Source organism: Oerskovia sp. USHLN155 (assembly GCF_037145535.1).
GTDB lineage: Bacteria > Actinomycetota > Actinomycetes > Actinomycetales > Cellulomonadaceae > Oerskovia > Oerskovia rustica.
In genome coordinates this window covers 53,432-70,102 of the sequence record NZ_JBBCXG010000008.1, presented here as the reverse complement: position 1 = coordinate 70,102, position 16,671 = coordinate 53,432, and the positions used below count along the sequence as shown (strand labels likewise).

16 protein-coding genes are annotated in these 16,671 nt (G+C 71.8%); 5 read left to right on the top strand and 11 right to left on the bottom strand.

What is annotated here, in order from left to right; genetic code table 11:
• The first annotated feature begins 12 nt into the window (after positions 1 to 12).
• Positions 13 to 1,416: a D-arabinono-1,4-lactone oxidase gene (locus WFH32_RS12820; protein WP_336707738.1), complete on the top strand. Its 1,404-nt coding sequence runs from the start codon at positions 13 to 15 to the stop codon at positions 1,414 to 1,416.
• 79 nt (positions 1,417 to 1,495) lie between these two features.
• Here WFH32_RS12820 and WFH32_RS12815 read toward each other — a convergent pair whose 3' ends face one another.
• Complete coding sequence (locus WFH32_RS12815) at positions 1,496 to 2,155, bottom strand: TetR/AcrR family transcriptional regulator (protein WP_191796609.1); 660 nt, start codon at positions 2,153 to 2,155, stop codon at positions 1,496 to 1,498.
• A 199-nt stretch (positions 2,156 to 2,354) separates the two neighbouring features.
• Between WFH32_RS12815 and WFH32_RS12810 the strand changes: the two genes are divergently transcribed.
• Positions 2,355 to 2,924, top strand: a complete 570-nt coding sequence (locus tag WFH32_RS12810) for a hypothetical protein (RefSeq protein ID WP_336707737.1) — start codon at positions 2,355 to 2,357, stop codon at positions 2,922 to 2,924.
• Between the two features lie 84 nt (positions 2,925 to 3,008).
• Here the strand turns inward: WFH32_RS12810 and ispF are convergent, their stop codons facing one another.
• From ispF to WFH32_RS12795, 3 genes are all read right to left on the bottom strand, one after another.
• On the bottom strand, positions 3,009 to 3,494 hold the full coding sequence (gene ispF / locus WFH32_RS12805; protein WP_138822853.1) for a 2-C-methyl-D-erythritol 2,4-cyclodiphosphate synthase: 486 nt from the start codon (positions 3,492 to 3,494) through the stop codon (positions 3,009 to 3,011).
• The gene (gene ispD / locus WFH32_RS12800) at positions 3,491 to 4,240 is read right to left on the bottom strand and encodes a 2-C-methyl-D-erythritol 4-phosphate cytidylyltransferase (RefSeq protein ID WP_191796611.1); all 750 of its coding nucleotides are present in this window, start codon (positions 4,238 to 4,240) and stop codon (positions 3,491 to 3,493) included. The genes ispF and ispD overlap by 4 nt, the downstream gene beginning before the upstream one ends.
• Before the next feature lie 172 nt (positions 4,241 to 4,412).
• Positions 4,413 to 4,895 (bottom strand): CarD family transcriptional regulator, encoded by a 483-nt coding sequence (locus WFH32_RS12795; protein ID WP_030144079.1) that lies wholly within the window; start codon positions 4,893 to 4,895, stop codon positions 4,413 to 4,415.
• A gap of 349 nt (positions 4,896 to 5,244) precedes the next feature.
• Between WFH32_RS12795 and WFH32_RS12790 the strand changes: the two genes are divergently transcribed.
• A complete protein-coding gene (locus WFH32_RS12790; RefSeq protein WP_191796612.1) occupies positions 5,245 to 5,730 on the top strand; it encodes a hypothetical protein in 486 nt (161 codons plus the stop codon).
• 633 nt (positions 5,731 to 6,363) lie between these two features.
• On the opposite strand, the gene pstB is transcribed toward WFH32_RS12790, so the two are convergent.
• The 4 genes from pstB to pstS all read right to left on the bottom strand — a co-directional run bounded on the left by pstB (position 6,364) and on the right by pstS (position 10,551).
• Positions 6,364 to 7,143, bottom strand: a complete 780-nt coding sequence (gene pstB / locus WFH32_RS12785; protein ID WP_191796614.1) for a phosphate ABC transporter ATP-binding protein PstB — start codon at positions 7,141 to 7,143, stop codon at positions 6,364 to 6,366.
• Positions 7,144 to 7,208: 65 nt separating this feature from the next.
• Positions 7,209 to 8,297 (bottom strand): phosphate ABC transporter permease PstA, encoded by a 1,089-nt coding sequence (gene pstA / locus WFH32_RS12780; RefSeq protein ID WP_191796615.1) that lies wholly within the window; start codon positions 8,295 to 8,297, stop codon positions 7,209 to 7,211.
• Positions 8,297 to 9,280, bottom strand: coding sequence for a phosphate ABC transporter permease subunit PstC (gene pstC / locus WFH32_RS12775; protein WP_377678071.1), 984 nt, complete (start codon positions 9,278 to 9,280; stop codon positions 8,297 to 8,299). Before pstC ends, pstA begins: the two co-directional genes overlap by 1 nt.
• Positions 9,281 to 9,414: 134 nt before the next feature.
• Positions 9,415 to 10,551, bottom strand: coding sequence for a phosphate ABC transporter substrate-binding protein PstS (gene pstS / locus WFH32_RS12770; RefSeq protein WP_191796616.1), 1,137 nt, complete (start codon positions 10,549 to 10,551; stop codon positions 9,415 to 9,417).
• A gap of 323 nt (positions 10,552 to 10,874) precedes the next feature.
• On the opposite strand from pstS, the gene WFH32_RS12765 reads away from it, so the two are divergent.
• Positions 10,875 to 12,767, top strand: coding sequence for a BCCT family transporter (locus WFH32_RS12765; RefSeq protein ID WP_336707734.1), 1,893 nt, complete (start codon positions 10,875 to 10,877; stop codon positions 12,765 to 12,767).
• A gap of 92 nt (positions 12,768 to 12,859) precedes the next feature.
• Here WFH32_RS12765 and WFH32_RS12760 read toward each other — a convergent pair whose 3' ends face one another.
• Together WFH32_RS12760 and WFH32_RS12755 are read right to left on the bottom strand one after the other, a co-directional pair.
• A complete protein-coding gene (locus tag WFH32_RS12760; RefSeq protein ID WP_191796617.1) occupies positions 12,860 to 13,561 on the bottom strand; it encodes a response regulator transcription factor in 702 nt (233 codons plus the stop codon).
• Positions 13,558 to 14,946 carry a sensor histidine kinase gene (locus WFH32_RS12755; protein ID WP_336707732.1) on the bottom strand — a complete coding sequence of 463 codons (1,389 nt, stop codon included), beginning with the start codon at positions 14,944 to 14,946 and terminating at the stop codon, positions 13,558 to 13,560. Before WFH32_RS12755 ends, WFH32_RS12760 begins: the two co-directional genes overlap by 4 nt.
• 169 nt (positions 14,947 to 15,115) lie before the next feature.
• On the opposite strand from WFH32_RS12755, the gene phoU reads away from it, so the two are divergent.
• Positions 15,116 to 15,784, top strand: coding sequence for a phosphate signaling complex protein PhoU (gene phoU, locus WFH32_RS12750; protein WP_138822837.1), 669 nt, complete (start codon positions 15,116 to 15,118; stop codon positions 15,782 to 15,784).
• Positions 15,785 to 15,885: 101 nt separating this feature from the next.
• On the opposite strand, the gene WFH32_RS12745 is transcribed toward phoU, so the two are convergent.
• Positions 15,886 to 16,623 (bottom strand): phosphoglyceromutase, encoded by a 738-nt coding sequence (locus WFH32_RS12745; RefSeq protein ID WP_030144068.1) that lies wholly within the window; start codon positions 16,621 to 16,623, stop codon positions 15,886 to 15,888.
• Positions 16,624 to 16,671: the final 48 nt, after the last annotated feature.

The following is a 16,671-nucleotide window of genomic DNA, read 5'->3' as shown; positions in this document are numbered from 1 at the left end:
ACAGTGCGTGGTGTGACGAGCCAGCAGGCTCCCGGTTCATGGACGAACTGGGCGCGAAACCAGACCGCCGTTCCCCTGCGCCGCGTCGCCCCGCGCGACACCGACGAGCTCTCCCAGGTCGTGCGACGAGCCGCCGCCGACGGCCTGCGCGTGCGGGCCGTCGGCGCGGGGCACTCGTTCACGGGCGCCGCCGTGACCGACGGCGTGCTCGTGAGCCTCGACGCGCTCGGGGCCGTCGAGGACGTGACCCGCACCGAGACCGGCGCGCGCGTGACCGTGGGGGCCGGTATCCGTCTGCACCGCCTCAACGCGGTGCTCGCGTCCGCAGGCCTCGCGATGCGCAACCTCGGGGACATCGACCGGCAGTCGGTCGCGGGCGCGATCTCGACCGGCACGCACGGCACGGGCGCCTCGCTCGGCGGGCTCGCGACGCAGGTGCGCGGCGTGCGCGTGGTCGGCACGGACGGCTCGGTGACCGAGGCGACGCCTGACGAGAACCCCGACCTGTTCGAGGCGAGCCGCCTGGGACTCGGCAGCACGGGCGTGCTGGCCGCGGTCACGCTCGACGTGGTCCCCGCGTTCCACCTGCGTGCCCAGGAGGAGCCCTGGCCGCTCGACCGGGTCCTCGAGGAGCTCAGCACGGCGTCGGGCGGACGCGGCGGCGGGTCGGACGCCGAGGGCCTCGAGAACGCGCACGACCACTTCGAGTTCTACTGGTTCCCGCACACGCGCCGCGCGCTCACCAAGCGCAACGACCGCCTCGCGCCCGACGACGAGGCCGCGGCCGTCCTGCGCACGGCCCGCGGCGAGCGGCCCGGCGCCGTGACGCGCGCCCGGTCGTGGGTCGACGAGGAGCTGCTGTCCAACGGGCTGTTCGAGGTCGTCAACCGCGTCGCGACCGCGGTGCCGCGCGCGACCCCGCGGATCAACGCGCTGTCTGCCCGCGCGCTCGCCCCGCGCACGTACGTCGCGCCCTCGCACGAGGTGTTCGTGTCGCCGCGCCGCGTGCGCTTCCGCGAGATGGAGTATGCGGTCCCCCGCGCCGAGCTCGTGGGCGCGCTCGAGGAGATCGACTCGTGGGTCCGCGCCTCGGGCGAGAACGTCCCCTTCCCGGTCGAGGTCCGCTTCGCGGCCGCCGACGACGTGTGGCTCTCGACCGCGCACGGACGCGACTGCGCCTACATCGCGGTCCACCAGTACCTGCGGCTTCCGCACGAGCGGTACTTCGAGGGCGTCGAGAAGATCGTCGCAGGCGTCGGCGGGCGACCGCACTGGGGCAAGCTCCACACGCTCGGCGCAGCGGACCTCGCCGAGCGCTACCCGCGCTTCGAGGACTTCCGCCGGGTCCGCGCCCAGGCCGATCCCGACGGCGTCTTCGCGAACCCCTACACGGACCAGGTCTTCGGGCCTCGCTGAGACACCCCGTTCCCCGCGGGGACGACCCGCCTGCGGTGCGAGCGTGGGGTGCGTGCGGTGCGCGCCGCTGACGGCGCGCCTACGGCGCGGGAGGAGCGACGGCGTCGGGCCTCTCGTCGGGCCCCGCGCCCGGAGCCGCACCGTCCGGGTGCACCACGAGCGACAGGACGTAGTCCGCGAGCGCGTGGAAGCTGCGGATCGCGGCCTCGTCGTCCTGCTGGACGAGCCACGCGATCTCGATCCCGTCGATGTAGCCCGCGACGATGCGCGCCAGGAAGGGCGTGTCCATCGAGTAGGTGATGCCCGCGATCTCCGCGAGCTGGTCGAGGATGCCCTGCGTCATGGCCCACGTCTGCTCGAGGTGCGCCTTCGCGACGGGACGCAGCGCGCGGTTGCGCGACCCCGCGGTCGCGAACTCGAACGTCAGCAGCCGCATGTGCCGGCGCGGGGTCAGTCCCTCCCACAGCCCGTCGGCCGCCGCGTGGGCGATCGCGCGGATGTCCTTCGTGGGGTCCATGGCCATGCGCACCGGGTCCGAGGCCACGACCGCGACGTTGTGCCCCATGGCACGGAGCATCGCGTCCTTGTCCTCGAAGCAGTAGTGCACCGTCCCCAAGGAGATCCCGGCCTCGGCCGCGACCCCTCGGACCGTCACGGCCTCGACGCCGTCCCGGACGGCGATCGACATCGCTGCGTCGACGATCTGCGCCCGACGTTCCTCGATCGACATGCGGTTCATCGTCGACCTCCCTCATGACCACGTTCCGGCAGCACGACGGTGCAGGAACGCGCCGTCGTCGTCGCTGTCCACCATGCCTTCAATGTCGTATTTTCGCATGTGGGGGCCGGTGTCCCCGCCCTGACGTCGACGGGGACGCGACGTGGCAGGCTGGGACCGGGCCCCGGCAGGGCGCCCGACCGCCGCCGAGAGGAACCCCGTGCACCACCCGAGCCGCCCGCTCGCCGTCGCCCTGGCCGTGGCCGCCGTCGGCGTACTGCTCACCGCGTGCGCGGCGAGCCCGCCCCCCGCCGCGCCCACCGTCCAGACCTTCGAGGTCCCGGACAGCGCGGTGGCGGCGACCGTGACCACCCCCGACACCTGGGACCGCGCCGGCCAGGACGCTCCCCTGGTGGTCCGGTCGACGACCCCGTCCGGGGACCCCGGTTTCACGGCCAACGTCGTCGTCACGACGAGCGACCCAGGGACCGCGACGCTCGAGGACAGGACGGCCGAGGCGGCCGAGGCGCTCCAGACGTCCGCCGACGTGACGTTGGACCCGACCCAGCCCGGGCCCGTGACGGTCGCAGGGCTGCCCGCCTACCGGCTCGGGGCGACGCGCACGGTCGACGACGTCCCCGTGACCCAGGTCGAGACCGTCGTCGAGGTCGCGACGCCCGCCGGCTCGGCGTTCGTCTACGTCACCGAGACCTATGCGACCGGCGACGCCGAGGGCGCGGCGCAGGCCCGCGCGGTCACCGACAGCCTGGTCGTCACGCCCGCGGGCTGAGGTCCACGGCACGGCACGGCACGGCGGCGCGGACGGGCCGGCGCCGGTGGCCGGGCGCCGGTGGGTCGGACGGACCTGCGCCGGTCAGTCGGCGAGCACGACGAGTGCGGTCGCGAGCGCCGCGACGCCCTCGCCGCGGCCGGTCAGCCCCAGGCCGTCGGTCGTGGTCGCGGTGAGGGTCACGGGCGCCCCGGCCGCAGCGCTCAACGCTGCCTCGCCCTCGGCCCGGCGCGGCCCGAGCCGAGGCCTGTTGCCGACGACCTGGACCGCGACGTTCCCGATCTCGAACCCGGCCGCGCGCACCCGACGGGCGGCCTCGGCGAGCAGCGAGGCCCCGCTCGCCCCCGACCACTCCGGGGCGCTCGTGCCGAAGTTCGAGCCGAGGTCACCGATCCCCGCCGCCGAGAAGAGGGCGTCGGCCGCCGCGTGAGCCGCCACGTCGGCGTCCGAGTGGCCCGCCAGGCCGCGTTCGCCGGGCCAGTGGAGCCCTGCGAGCCAGAGCTCGCGTTCCTCGCCCACAGGGGCGTACGCGTGGACGTCGGTCCCGATGCCGGTGCGCGGCAGGTTCATCGCCCGTCCTCCGTCAGCAGCTTCTCGATGTAGTAGAAGTCGCGGGCGGTCGTGACCTTCATCGCGAGCTCGTCACCCTCGACCACGAACACGTCCTCTCCCAGGGCCTCGACGAGCGACGCGTCGTCCGTCGCCGCCGTGGCCTCCGTCCGGGCGCGCGCGGCGCCCGCGGAGTGCGCGCGCACCAGGAGCGCCCGGTCGAACGCCTGGGGCGTCTGGACGGCGCGCAGCAGCGTGCGCGCCGGGGTGGCGGCGACCCGGTCCACACCTGCGGGCAGCGCGGGGCGACCGTCCTCGGCCGGGCCGCGCGGGGCCAGGATCTTGACGGTGTCCATCACGGGGAGCCCGGGGATGACGGCCTGGTGCCCCGCCTTGACGGTCTCGACGACGCGGCGGATCATCGCGGCCGGGGCCAGCGGTCGTGCGGCGTCGTGCACGACGACCGTGTCGATGTCCGCGCGGGCCCGCGTCAGGCCTGCCGCGACCGACGACTGGCGCGTGGCCCCGCCCGCCACGACGACCACGGGCACGCTCACGTGCGGGTCGTGCTCCAGGACGTCCGACATGACCGAGACGAGTCCGTTCGGTGCCGTGACGACGAGGGCGTCGACCACTCCCGAGGCGGTCAGGCGGCGGGCCGCGTGCAGGACGAGCGGAAGGCCGCGCAGGGGGACGAGAGCCTTGGGAAGGTCGAATCCGAGGCGGGTACCGGAGCCGGCGGCGGTCAGGATGGCGAGGGTCGTCACACCGATCACGGTAGACGATCTCGGCCTGCGGACCGTCCTCGGCCCGCTGACGAGACGATCGGTCGCGAGCAGCCGGCTCCGCGCACCCTCGCGCGGAGCTCCGTGAACGACGACGACGCACGGACCGCGGGCGGTCCGTGCGTCGTCGGTGGAGCGTGGGTGAGGGTTCTGCTCAGGAAGCCAGGACCTCGTCGAGGATGGCCTCGGCCTTGTCCTCCTCGGTGTGCTCGGCCAGGGCCAGCTCCGAGACCAGGATCTGTCGAGCCTTCGCGAGCATGCGCTTCTCCCCGGCCGAGAGGCCGCGGTCCGCGTCACGCCGCGAGAGGTCGCGGACGACCTCTGCCACCTTGATCACGTCGCCCGAGGCCAGCTTCTCGAGGTTGGCCTTGTAGCGGCGCGACCAGTTGGTCGGCTCTTCGGTGTATGGTGCGCGAAGAACTTCGAAGACCTTGTCGAGGCCTTCCTGGCCGACGACGTCGCGGACGCCCACCAGGTCGACGTTGTCCGCCGGGACCTCGATCGTCAGGTCGCCCTGAGCCACCTTGAGCTTCAGGTAGATCTTGTCCTCCCCGCGGATGGTGCGGGTCTTGATCTCTTCGATCTTTGCGGCACCGTGATGTGGGTAGACAACGGTCTCGCCTACTGTGAACGTCATCTGCAGATGTCCCCTTTCGCGGAGGTCGATCTTACCACGGGGGGTACCTCCGTTCCGAGCCCCTGCCCAGGCCGACAGGCGCACCGTCCCAGCGTTTTTCCTGGTCACGCCGCGGTCAGGACGACAAGTCGGCACGAATACCTACCGCCCCTGCCCCCCGGGGCGGCCTGCGACCCGCGCCAGGAGGCCCGGCGCCCGGTCGAACGCCGCTCCGGGGGACGCCGGGCCGGACACCCCTGGGAGCGACTAGGCTGTGGTCATCTGCGCCCAGGGGGCGCCGGCGGCGGAGAAGCTCGTCGCGCACATCCCCTGAGCACACCGAGACTGACCGCAGCACATTGGAGCGCACGTGACCCGCACCCCGTCCCGCCCGACCACGCCGCGCCGGTCGCTCATGCTCGCGATCCCCGTGATCGTGGCGAGCGCCGTCGCCGTGTCGGCCTGCTCACCCATCACGACGGACATCGCCTACTCCCCGTCGGACGGCATCCGCGTCAACCTCACCGACGAGGTCCGCGCGCTCAACCTGCTCATCGTCTCGGCCGCCGAGGGCGAGCCGGGGACCCTGCTGGGCGGTGCCGCGAACGACTCGGACGAGCCCGTCGAGATCACCATCGCCCCGGAGGGCACCGACCCGATCGACGTCCCGCTCGAGGCCGGCGAGACCGTCTACTTCGGGGTCGACGACGGCTTCGAGGCCCAGTTCGGGAACGTCGACGCCGCCCCCGGCGCCACGATCTCCGTGACGGTCACCGCGAGCACGGGCGAGTCCGAGACCGCGCAGGTCCCGGTCGTCAACGGTGCGCTCGAGGAGTACAAGGACTACCTGCCCTGATCGGCGGCTGACGCTTCGGCGGCGGGGCTCCCTCCTCGGGGGCCCCGCCGTCGTGCTTCCACGGACCGTTCACCATGCACGACGACGACTGTCGGCTACCGCCAGTGGCATCCCGGTCATCGGGATCGGCCGACGTGGCCTCCCCTTCGTAGAAGCGACCTTCCATGGCAACAGCCCGTCCTCGCTCCGTCCGCACCGTCGCGGTCGCAGCAGGCATCCTGACCTCGGCTCTCCTCCTGTCCGGCTGCGGTGCGATCATCGACTCGCTCACCGGCCCGTCCGAGGCCCAGCGCGACGAGCCGGGCGGTGAGGTCACCGCGGCGTCCGACGCCGACGTCTTCTCGCTCCAGGTCGGCGACTGCGTCAACGAGACCGCTCCGTCTTCGAGGAGTTCGTCGGCCTCAGCTACGAGGAGTCGACGCTCGAGTCTGGGCCATGTTCCCGTCGCAGCAGAGCTGGGACATGGCGGACGACCGCACGGTCCAGTGCTTCGTGGGCCCTGTCGAGGACACCGTGACGGGCACGCTCGAGGGCTCGGCCGTCTAGCGCTCCCCCGCGACGCACGACGGCGAGGCCCCCTCCTGGAGGGGGCCTCGCCGTCGTGCGTCGTGCGTCAGGCGGGTGCCGGACAGGTCACCCGAAGCGGCCCGAGATGTAGTCCTCCGTGGCCTGCTCGGACGGCGACGAGAACATCGTCGCGGTGTCGCCCATCTCGATCAGCCGACCCGGCTTGCCCGTGCCTGCGATGTTGAAGAACGCCGTGCGGTCGCTCACGCGGGCCGCCTGCTGCATGTTGTGCGTCACGATCACGATCGTGTACTCGTCCTTGAGCTCGGCCATGAGGTCCTCGATCGCGAGCGTCGAGATCGGGTCGAGCGCCGAGCACGGCTCGTCCATGAGGAGCACCTGCGGGCGCACCGCGATCGCGCGCGCGATGCACAGACGCTGCTGCTGCCCGCCGGACAGGCCCGACCCGGGGCGGTCGAGGCGGTCCTTGACCTCGTTCCACAGGTTCGCGCCCTGCAGCGAGGTCTCGACGAGCTCCTCGGCGTCGGACTTGGAGATGCGCTTGTTGTTGAGGCGCACGCCCGCGAGGACGTTCTCCCTGATCGACATGGTCGGGAACGGGTTGGGCCGCTGGAAGACCATGCCCACCTGGCGGCGGACCGCGACCGGGTCGACGTCGGGCGCGTACAGGTCCTGGCCGTCCATGACGGCCTTGCCCTGGACGTGCGCGCCCGGGATGACCTCGTGCATGCGGTTGAGCGTGCGCAGGAACGTCGACTTGCCGCAGCCCGACGGGCCGATCAGCGCCGTGACCGAGCGCGGCTCGATCGCCATGGTCACGCCCTCCACGGCGAGGAAGTCGCCGTAGTAGACGTTGAGGTCGGAGACGTCGATTCGCTTCGACATGATGTGCTTCCTTCCGGTGTCCGGTCGCGCGGGGTGCGACGCCCGGACAGGCTGGTGGGCTCGGCTCAGCGAGCGGTCTTGGGCGAGAAGAGGCGGCTGACGAGCCGGGCGATCAGGTTGAGCAGCATGACGATGAGGATCAGGGTCAGGGCCGCGGCCCAGGCCCGGTCGATCCCGACGCCGCCCTGCTCGTACTGGCGGTAGGCGAAGACTGGGAGGGTCGCCATGCGACCGTCGAACAGGTCCCAGTTGACCTGGGTGATGAGGCCGACCGTGAGCAGCAGGGGCGCGGTCTCCCCGATCACGCGGGCGATCGAGAGCATGACGCCCGTGACGATGCCGGCGATCGACGTGCGCAGGACGACCTTGACGATCGTCAGCCACTTCGGCACTCCCAGCGCGAGCGACGCCTCGCGCAGCTCGTTGGGGACCAGGCGCAGCATCTCCTCGACCGAGCGGATCACGACCGGGGTCATGAGCAGCGACAGCGCGACCGCGCCCATGATCCCGGCCCGGTACGCGGGGCCGAAGATCAGCGTGAACAGCGAGAACGCGAACAGGCCCGCGACGATCGACGGGATGCCCGTCATGACGTCCACGAGGAACGTGATCCAACGGGCGAGGGCGCCGCGTCCGTACTCGACGAGGTAGATCGCGGTGAGCAGGCCGATCGGCACCGAGATGAGCGTCGCGGCACCCGTGATGAGGAGCGTGCCGACGATCGCGTGCCAGATCCCGCCGCTCGTCATGTCGCCGTAGACGCCGACCATGTCGGTCGACAGGAACGTCGCCCCGAACAGCTTGGCGCCGCGCGTCACCACGATCCACAGGAGCGAGACGAGCGGGATCAGCGCCAGCAGGAACGCGAACGACACCAGCGTGGTCGCCAGGCGGTCGGTGGCCCAGCGGGCGCCCTCGACGAACCGCGAGGTCACGGTCAGCCCGACGGCGTAGAGCACCGCGCCGAGGCCCAGCACCCCCGCGATCGTCGGCCTCCCCGCGAGCGCGAGGACCGCGAACGCGACGAGGACGCCGCCCACGGCGAAGGCCCAGGGGGCCCAGCGGGGCAGGCGCTTCTGCGCCGGGACGAGCTGGAGGGAGCCCGAGCCGTCGGGGGCGGCGGGCGTGGTGGGGGTGAGGTCGGTGGCCGTCATCAGTTCGCTCCCGAGAAGTCCTTGCGGCGCGCGATGATCCAGCGCGCGATCATGTTGACGACGAACGTGATGACGAACAGCGCGAGGCCCGTCGCGATGAGGGTGCTCACCGCGAGGCCGCTGGCCTCAGGGAACTTCGAGGCGATGTTCGCGGCGATCGTCTGCTGCTGTCCTGGCTTGAGCAGGAACAGCGAGTAGAGGAACCCGGGCGAGATGACCATGAGCACCGCCATGGTCTCGCCGAGCGCGCGCCCGAGACCCAGCATCGACGCGCTGATCACGCCCGAGCGGCCGAACGGGAGGACGGCCATGCGGACCATCTCCCAGCGCGTCGCACCCAGCGCGAGCGAGGCCTCCTCGTGCAGGACCGGGGTCTGGAGGAACACCTCGCGCGAGACCGCCGTGATGATCGGCAGGATCATCACGGCCAGGACGATCGAGGCCGACATGATGTTCTTCGCAGGGGCCTGGTAGCCCTCGAACAGGGGGATGAACCCGAGCGTGCCGCTCAGCCACGTGAAGAACGGGTTGAGGATCGGGAGCAGCCACAGCGCGCCCCACAGGCCGTACACGACGCTCGGGATGGCCGCGAGGAGGTCGATCAGGTAGCCGAGCCCCTGCGCCAGGCGCCGGGGCGCGTAGTGCGAGATGAACAGCGCGATGCCCACCGAGACCGGCACGGCGATCAAGAGCGCCAGGATCGAGGCCAGGAGCGTGCCGAACACCAGGGGCCCGATGTACGCGAGCAGCGAGTCCGCCTTGAACCAGGAGATCTCCTGGAGCTCCTCGGGGCTTGCCGTCAGGGCCGGCCACGCCTCGATGACGAGGAACACGGCCACCGCGGCGAGGACGAGCAGGATGAGGATCCCGGCACCCGTCGACAGGCCCGCGAAGAGACGGCCCGCCAGGCCGCCCTTGGTCACGGGGACCGTGGGTTCGGACCCGAGCCCGGCTCGGGTGGAGGGAGGAGAGGTGACGGCCACTGATGCTCCGATGACTGAGGTGCGGCGGTGGTGGGACGGACGTTCCGGTGGTCACGCACCCGTGGCGGGCCGCGTCGGGCGCAGTGCCTCGACGTGACCCGCCCCTGGGTGAGAGACCGTGTTCAGCTGTTCGGTCAGCTCTTGACGCTGATCGTGTCGAGCGCTGCCTGGACCTCGGTGCGCAGCGCGTCCGAGATCGGGGCGGAGCCGGCGACGGACGGCTCGGCGGCGCGCGCCTGGCCCTCCTCGCTGGCGACGTAGGTCAGGTACGCCTTGACGTTGGCGGCGTCCTCGGCCTTGTCGTAGGTGTCGCAGGCGATCGAGTAGGAGATGAGGACCAGCGGGTAGGCGCCGGCCTCGGTCGTGGTGCGGTCGATCTCGACGACCAGGCGCTTGTCGGTCGCGTCCGCGGCGCGCGGCGAGGCGTCGACGACCTTGGCCGCGGCCTCGGGCGAGAACGGCACGTACTCCTCGCCGACCTTGATCGCGGCCGTGCCCAGGTCACCGGCGCGCGAGGCGTCGGCGTACCCGATGGCGCCCTCGGCGCCCGTGACCGTGTCGACGACGCCCTGCGTGCCCTGACCGGACTGTCCGCCGGACAGCGGCCAGTCACCGCTGGCCTCGTGCGGCCAGGCGCCGTTCGAGGCGTCCGCGAGGTACTCGGTGAAGTTCTCCGTCGTGCCCGACTCGTCCGAGCGGTTGACGGGGATGATCGCGGTGCTGGGGAGCGTGACGCCCTCGTTCTCCGCGGCGATGGCCGGGTCGTTCCAGGTCGTGATCTCGCGGTTGAAGATCTTCGCGAGGGTCTCGGCCGAGAGGTTGAGGTGCTCGGCGTCGACACCGGGCAGGTTGTAGATCACGGCGATGGGGCTGATGTAGAGCGGGACCTCGATGGCCTCGCCGCCGAAGCAGCGGTCGGTCGCCGTCGCGAGCTCGTCGTCCTTGAGGGCGGCGTCGGAGCCGGCGAACTGCGTCGCGCCGGACAGGAACTGCTCGCGGCCACCGCCCGAGCCCACCGCGTCGTAGCTGAGGGTCACGCCCGGGGCGATGTCACCGAAGCCGGCGATCCAGCCGGCCACGGCCTTCTCCTGGGACGAGGCGCCCGCACCGGCGAGCGTGCCGGTCAGGTCCTCGGTCGAGCCGTTCTCTGCGCCGTCGGTGGCGGCGCCACCACCGGAGTCGGTGCTGTTCGAGCCGCACGCTGCCAACGTCAACGCGAGCACGCCGACGGCTGCTGCGGAACCTGCGCGGGTGAATCGGCTGAGCTTCACTCTCTTCTTCCATCCTGTCAACGCGGGGGCACCAGCGAGCGCCGGTGACAACAACGACGCTAAGCAGCCCGGGTGACGCGCTCCGGTGCTCCGGGTGAACGACGGATGAACAGTGCACAGACTCTTGCGGCCTGTGGACAGAGCAGTGCCGGCGTGCCCGACGGCGGCCCGGTGAGCGAGAACACGCTCACCACGGGCCCCAGCGGTTGCCCCGCCTGTACGGGTCGGGAAGTCTGGTGAGAACAGGTCGCCGTGCCGTCACCACGGCCGGCGACCCGAGGTCGATCGACGACCGCACCACGACGGACGTCAGGAGGACCCCTGTGACAGACGACGGCACGAGCCATCCGCACCCGGCCGAGGACGAGCCGGAGGAGCGAGCCGCGGCACCTGCCGCGGACCAGGCCACGGCCGCCGACGGCACCCTTCCCCCGCCCGAGGACGCGACGGCGTCGGGCACGGCGGCACTGCCCGCCCCGCCCGGGCGCATGTACCCGCGCGTCTTCTACCCCGCCGCGGGGCTCATCCTGCTGTTCGTGCTCCTCGCGATGGTCTTCACCGACGGGACCACAGCCGTCCTGAGCACGCTCCAGGCCGACGTCATCGGGGCGTTCGGCTGGTACTACGTGCTGATCGTGGCCGGGTTCGTCATCTTCGCGCTGTGGATGGGGCTGAGCCGCTTCGGCGACATCGTGCTCGGCAAGGACGACGAGAGCCCGCTGTTCCGGCTGCCCGTGTGGTTCGCGATGCTGTTCGCGACCGGGATGGGGATCGGGCTCGTGTACTGGGGAGCGGCCGAGCCGCTGACCCACTTCGCGTCGCCCAAGCCCGGTGTCACGGGCGACCCCGCCGCGCTCGCGCAGGCCGCGATGGGGCAGAGCTACCTCCACTGGGGCGTGCACGCCTGGGCGATCTACGTCGTCGCGGGCCTCGCGCTCGCCTACGCGATCCACCGCAAGGGGCGGCCCGTCTCGATCCGGTGGGCCCTCGAACCTCTGCTCGGCGACCGGGTCAAGGGGCGCCTCGGCGACGTGGTCGACGTCGTCGCGGTGCTCGGCACCGTGTTCGGCGTCGCGACCTCGCTCGGCTTCGGCGTCCTGCAGATCGGGGCCGGGCTCGGCTTCCTGAACGTGGCAGAACCGGGCCTCGCGCTCCAGATCGGGCTCATCGTCGGGATCACGGCCGTCGCGACGCTCTCGGTGGCCTCCGGCCTGGGGCGCGGTATGAAGTGGCTCTCCAACGGGAACATGGTCCTCGCCGGCGTCCTGGCCCTCACGGTGCTCGTCGTCGGCCCCACGCTGTTCCTCCTGCGCGACTACGTGCAGTCCATGGGGTACTACCTGCAGAACGTCATCCGCCTCACGTTCGACACCACGGCCTTCCAGGGCGACGCCGGCCTCGAGTGGCAGTCGTCGTGGACCATCTTCTACTGGGGCTGGTGGATCTCCTGGGCGCCGTTCGTCGGCGTCTTCATCGCGCGCATCTCCCGGGGCCGCACCATCCGTGAGTTCGTCATGGGCACGCTGCTGGTCCCCACGCTCGTGACGTTCCTGTGGTTCTCGGTCTTCGGCGGCTCCGCGCTGTACCGGCAGATCTTCGGCGACGGCGGGCTCATAGGCGCCGACGGGACCGTCGACACGGACACCGTGCTCTTCCAGCTCCTGGGCGACCTGCCGGGCGGACCCGTCCTGACGGTGCTCGCGATCGTGCTCATCGGGGTCTTCTTCGTGACGTCCGCCGACTCCGGCTCGTTCGTCGTCGGGATGCTGACCTCGGGGGGCGACCCGCACCCCGCGGTCTGGAACCGTATCCTGTGGGCCGTCCTGTCCGGCCTCCTCTCGATCGCCCTGCTGATCTCGGGCGGTCTCACCGCGCTCCAGACGGCCGCGATCCTCATCGCCCTGCCGTTCTCGGTCGTGATGATCGGGATGGCTCTGTCCACCGTGATCGCCCTGCGCGAGGAGCACAACGCGATCCTGCGCGCCGAACGGGCGCAGGCCCGCCTCGCCCTCACCCAGCACGTCACGCGCCGCGTCACCGAGTCCATCTCCGAGCAGTGGGACGAGCTCTACGGCAGCGACGGGCGCAGACCGCCCAAGCCGCCGAAACCTCCCAAGACTCCCGCCGAGCGGCGAGGTGCGCTCATCGGACGACCCCGGCGGCGCGACCGCGACGCACCGCCCGGCGGCCCGCCCGCGGGGCCGCCGCCCTCCTGACGGGGCGTCGCCCGGCCGCCCGCCTGACAGGAGCGTCGCCCGCGTCAGCCGGCACGGCGACGCTCCCCGACACACGTGCCGGCGCGCCCGGCCTACGAGGCGCCGTCGGCCACCTTGTAGCCCAGGCCGCGCACCGTGAGCAGGTAGCGCGGCGTCGCGGGGTCGGGCTCGATCTTGGAGCGGATGCGCTTGACGTGCACGTCGAGCGTCTTGGTGTCGCCCACGTAGTCGGCTCCCCACACCCGGTCGATGAGCTGGCCGCGTGTCAGCACGCGTCCGGCGTTGCGCAGCAGCAGCTCGAGCAGCTCGAACTCCTTGAGCGGGAACGACACGAGCTCGCCGTGCACGGTCACGACGTGCCGGTCGACGTCCATCCGCACGGGTCCGACCTCGAGCGCCCCGTCGACCTCGGGCTCCGCGGGCGACTCGACGCTGCCCTGGCGCCGCAGCACCGCACGGACACGCGCGAGGAGCTCGCGGAACGAGTAGGGCTTGGTCACGTAGTCGTCGGCCCCGAGCTCGAGGCCCACGACCTTGTCGATCTCCGAGTCCTTGGCCGTGAGCATGATGACGGGCACGTTGCCGCGCTGCCGCAGCTCGCGGCACACCTCGGTGCCGCTCAGGCCCGGGAGCATGAGGTCGAGCAGCACGAGGTCCGCTCCCCCGGCGTCGTACGCGGCCAGGGCCTCGGGCCCCGTCGCCGCCTCGACGACGTCGAAGCCCTCACGGGCCAGCTGGTAGGTCAGAGGGTCGCGGTACGACTCCTCGTCCTCGACGACCAGGATGCGCGTCACGCACCCACCTCCTTGGTTCTGGGGGACGTGCCCGGATGGGGAGCTGTCTGGGAGCCCTGCGCCCGGGAGGGTGCGAGGCCGGGGTTCGTGGGGTCGTCGGGGGCGGCCGGACCGCCGGGGGCCGCCGTGTCGGCGGTGTCACCGGGGACAGCCGAGTCGCCGGAGGCCGCCGGGCCGATCGCGTCCATGGGCCCGGAAGGCTCGGCCGCGTCGTCCCCGTCGGGGTCCGCGCTGCTCTCGAAGCCCTCGGCGGTCGGGTTCGCCGCCGGGATGCGCAGCGTGAAGGTCGACCCACGGCCCGGCTCGGACCACATGGTCACCTCGCCGCCGTGGTCCGCCGCGATGTGCTTGACGATGCTGAGCCCCAGGCCCGTCCCACCGGTGTCGCGCGAGCGCGCGGGGTCCACCCGGTAGAAGCGCTCGAACACACGCTGCTGCTCGCCCTCGGAGATCCCGATGCCCTGGTCCACGACCGCGATCTCGACGAGGTCGCCGACCACGCTCACCCCGACCCCGACGCGGGTGTTCTCGCCCGAGTAGGCGACCGCGTTGTCGAGCAGGTTGCGCACCGCGGTCACGAGCAGCGCGTGGTCGCCGTAGACCACGGCGTCGAGGTCCCCGCCGACCGTCAGGACGATGCCCTTGCCCTGGGCGTTCGTGCGGGCGCGGTCGACCGACTCCTCGACGACCCCGCGCACGGGCACGGTCGTGACCGCCTGGAGGGCGCCGGCCACCTGGAGGCGGGAGAGCTCGATGATCTCCTGCACCAGCGCGGACAGGCGCGTCGCCTCCTGCTGCATGCGGCCCGTGAAGCGGCGGACCGCGACCGGGTCGTCCGCGGCGTCCTGCACGGTCTCGGCGAGCAGCGCGAGCGCACCCACGGGCGTCTTGAGCTCGTGCGACACGTTGACGACGAAGTCGCGCCGGATCGCGTCGATACGACGCGCCTCGGTCCGGTCCTCCGCGAGCACCAGGATGTGGTGGGGGCCGACCTGGGCGACCCGGACCTGAAGCATGACCATGCCGCGCCCGACCGGCCCGCGCGGGAGCTCGAGCTCCTCGTCGCGGATCACGCCGTCCCGTTGCACCTCGGAAATCATGTCCAGGATCGCGGCGTGCACGATCGCGTCGCCGCGGACCACGCCCAGCGCGTACGCCGGCGGGCTGGCCCGCACGACCTCGCCCTCGGCGTCGAGCACGACGGCAGCGGAGCGCAGCACCGCGAGGACACGGACCAGCCCCTCGTCGAGCTCGGGCGCCTCCTCGTCGGGCATACGCCGCAGGGTGCGCTCGCTGAACCGGAACGCGAGCGTCGCGAAGACGCCGACGAGGAGCCCGATGACCCCTGCGACGAGCAGCCCGATTCCCTCCTGGATTCCTTCCACACCACCAGCGTACGGTCGTCCCACAGGGCCGCCCGACCAGTCCGGGCCGGGGGAGCGACGCGTGTCCAAGAGTTCACGTGGCGTCGTCCCAGCGTTCACCTGACCGTTCATCTCCCCGTTCACCGCACCTGTCATGGTGGACTCTGCTGGTCACCAGGAAAGGGAAGCGATGCGGGAAATCTTCGAGGCCGAGCTCAAGCAGGTCGGCGACGACCTCGCCGAGATGAGTCGGCTGGTCGAGTCGGCCATCAGTCGAGCCGGGACGGCGCTGCTCACCGCAGACCTCCAGCTCGCACAGTCCGTCATCGCGTCGGACCATGCGATCGACGCCCTGGAGCGTGAGCTCGACGAGCGGTGCGTGCTGCTGCTCGCGCAGCAGCAGCCCGTCGCCACGGACCTGCGCGTCGTCGTGAGCGCCCTGCGCATGAGCGCGACCCTGGAGCGGATGGGCGACCTCGCCCGGCACGTCGCCCAGGTCGCGCGGGGCCGCTACCCGGCGCACGCGATCCACCCCCTGCTGGAGGGGACGTTCTCCCAGATGCACGACGCCGCGACCCGGGTCGCGCGCCGCACCACGACGCTGCTCACGACGCGGGACCTGACGGTCGCGGCCAACGTCGAGCGCGACGACGACCTGCTGGACCACCTCCACCAGGACACGTTCGCTGCCCTCCTGGGCCCGGACTGGACCGGTACGGCGCAGGAGACGATCGACGTGACCCTCGTGGGTCGCTACTACGAGCGGTTCGGTGACCACGGTGTCTCGATCGCCCAGCGCGTGACGTTCCTCGTCACGGGCGACTTCGTGGACGGTCGCGGCCAGGCCATGCGCGCCTAGGGCACCCCCGGTCGTCTCCCGCCCCACCGACGCCCGACGGCGCCGCTCCCCTCGCGAGGGGAGCGGCGCCGTCGGGCGTTCGCGTCAGAGCGACGGGACGATCAGCGACCCTGGTTCGCGACCGCGGCGATCGCGTCCGCCGCAGCAGCCGGGTCGAGGTACTTGCCACCCTTGACCACGGGGACCAGGTTCTCGTCCAGCTCGTAGACGAGCGGGATGCCCGTGGGCACGTTGAGGCCCGCGATGTCCTCGTCCGAGATGCCGTCGAGGTGCTTGATGATCGCGCGCAGCGAGTTGCCGTGCGCCGCGACGAGGACCGTCTTGCCGGCCTTGAGGTCGGGGACGACCTCACCCTCCCAGTAGGGCAGGGCGCGCTCGAGCACGTCCTTGAGGCACTCGGTCTGCACGACCGGGGCGTCCGCGTAGCGCGGGTCCGTGTCCTGCGAGAACTCCGAGCCCAGCTCGATCGCGGGCGGCGGCACGTCGTACGAACGACGCCACAGCATGAACTGCTCCTCGCCGAACTCGGCGAGCGTCTGCTTCTTGTCCTTGCCCTGGAGCGCACCGTAGTGGCGCTCGTTGAGGCGCCACGAGCGCTTCACGGGGATCCAGTGACGGTCCGCGGAGTCCAGGGCGAGGTTCGCCGTGGTGATCGCGCGACGCAGCAGCGACGTGTGCACGACGTCCGGGAGCACTCCCGCGTCCGTCAGCAGGCTCCCGCCGCGCTTCGCCTCCTCGACGCCCTTCTCCGAGAGTGCGACGTCCACCCAGCCGGTGAACAGGTTCTTGGCATTCCATTCGCTCTCGCCGTGGCGGAGCAGCACGAGGGTGTAGGTCATGGTGACCATCCTGCCGCACGAGGGAGCCCGCGACCGCGCTGTCCCGGG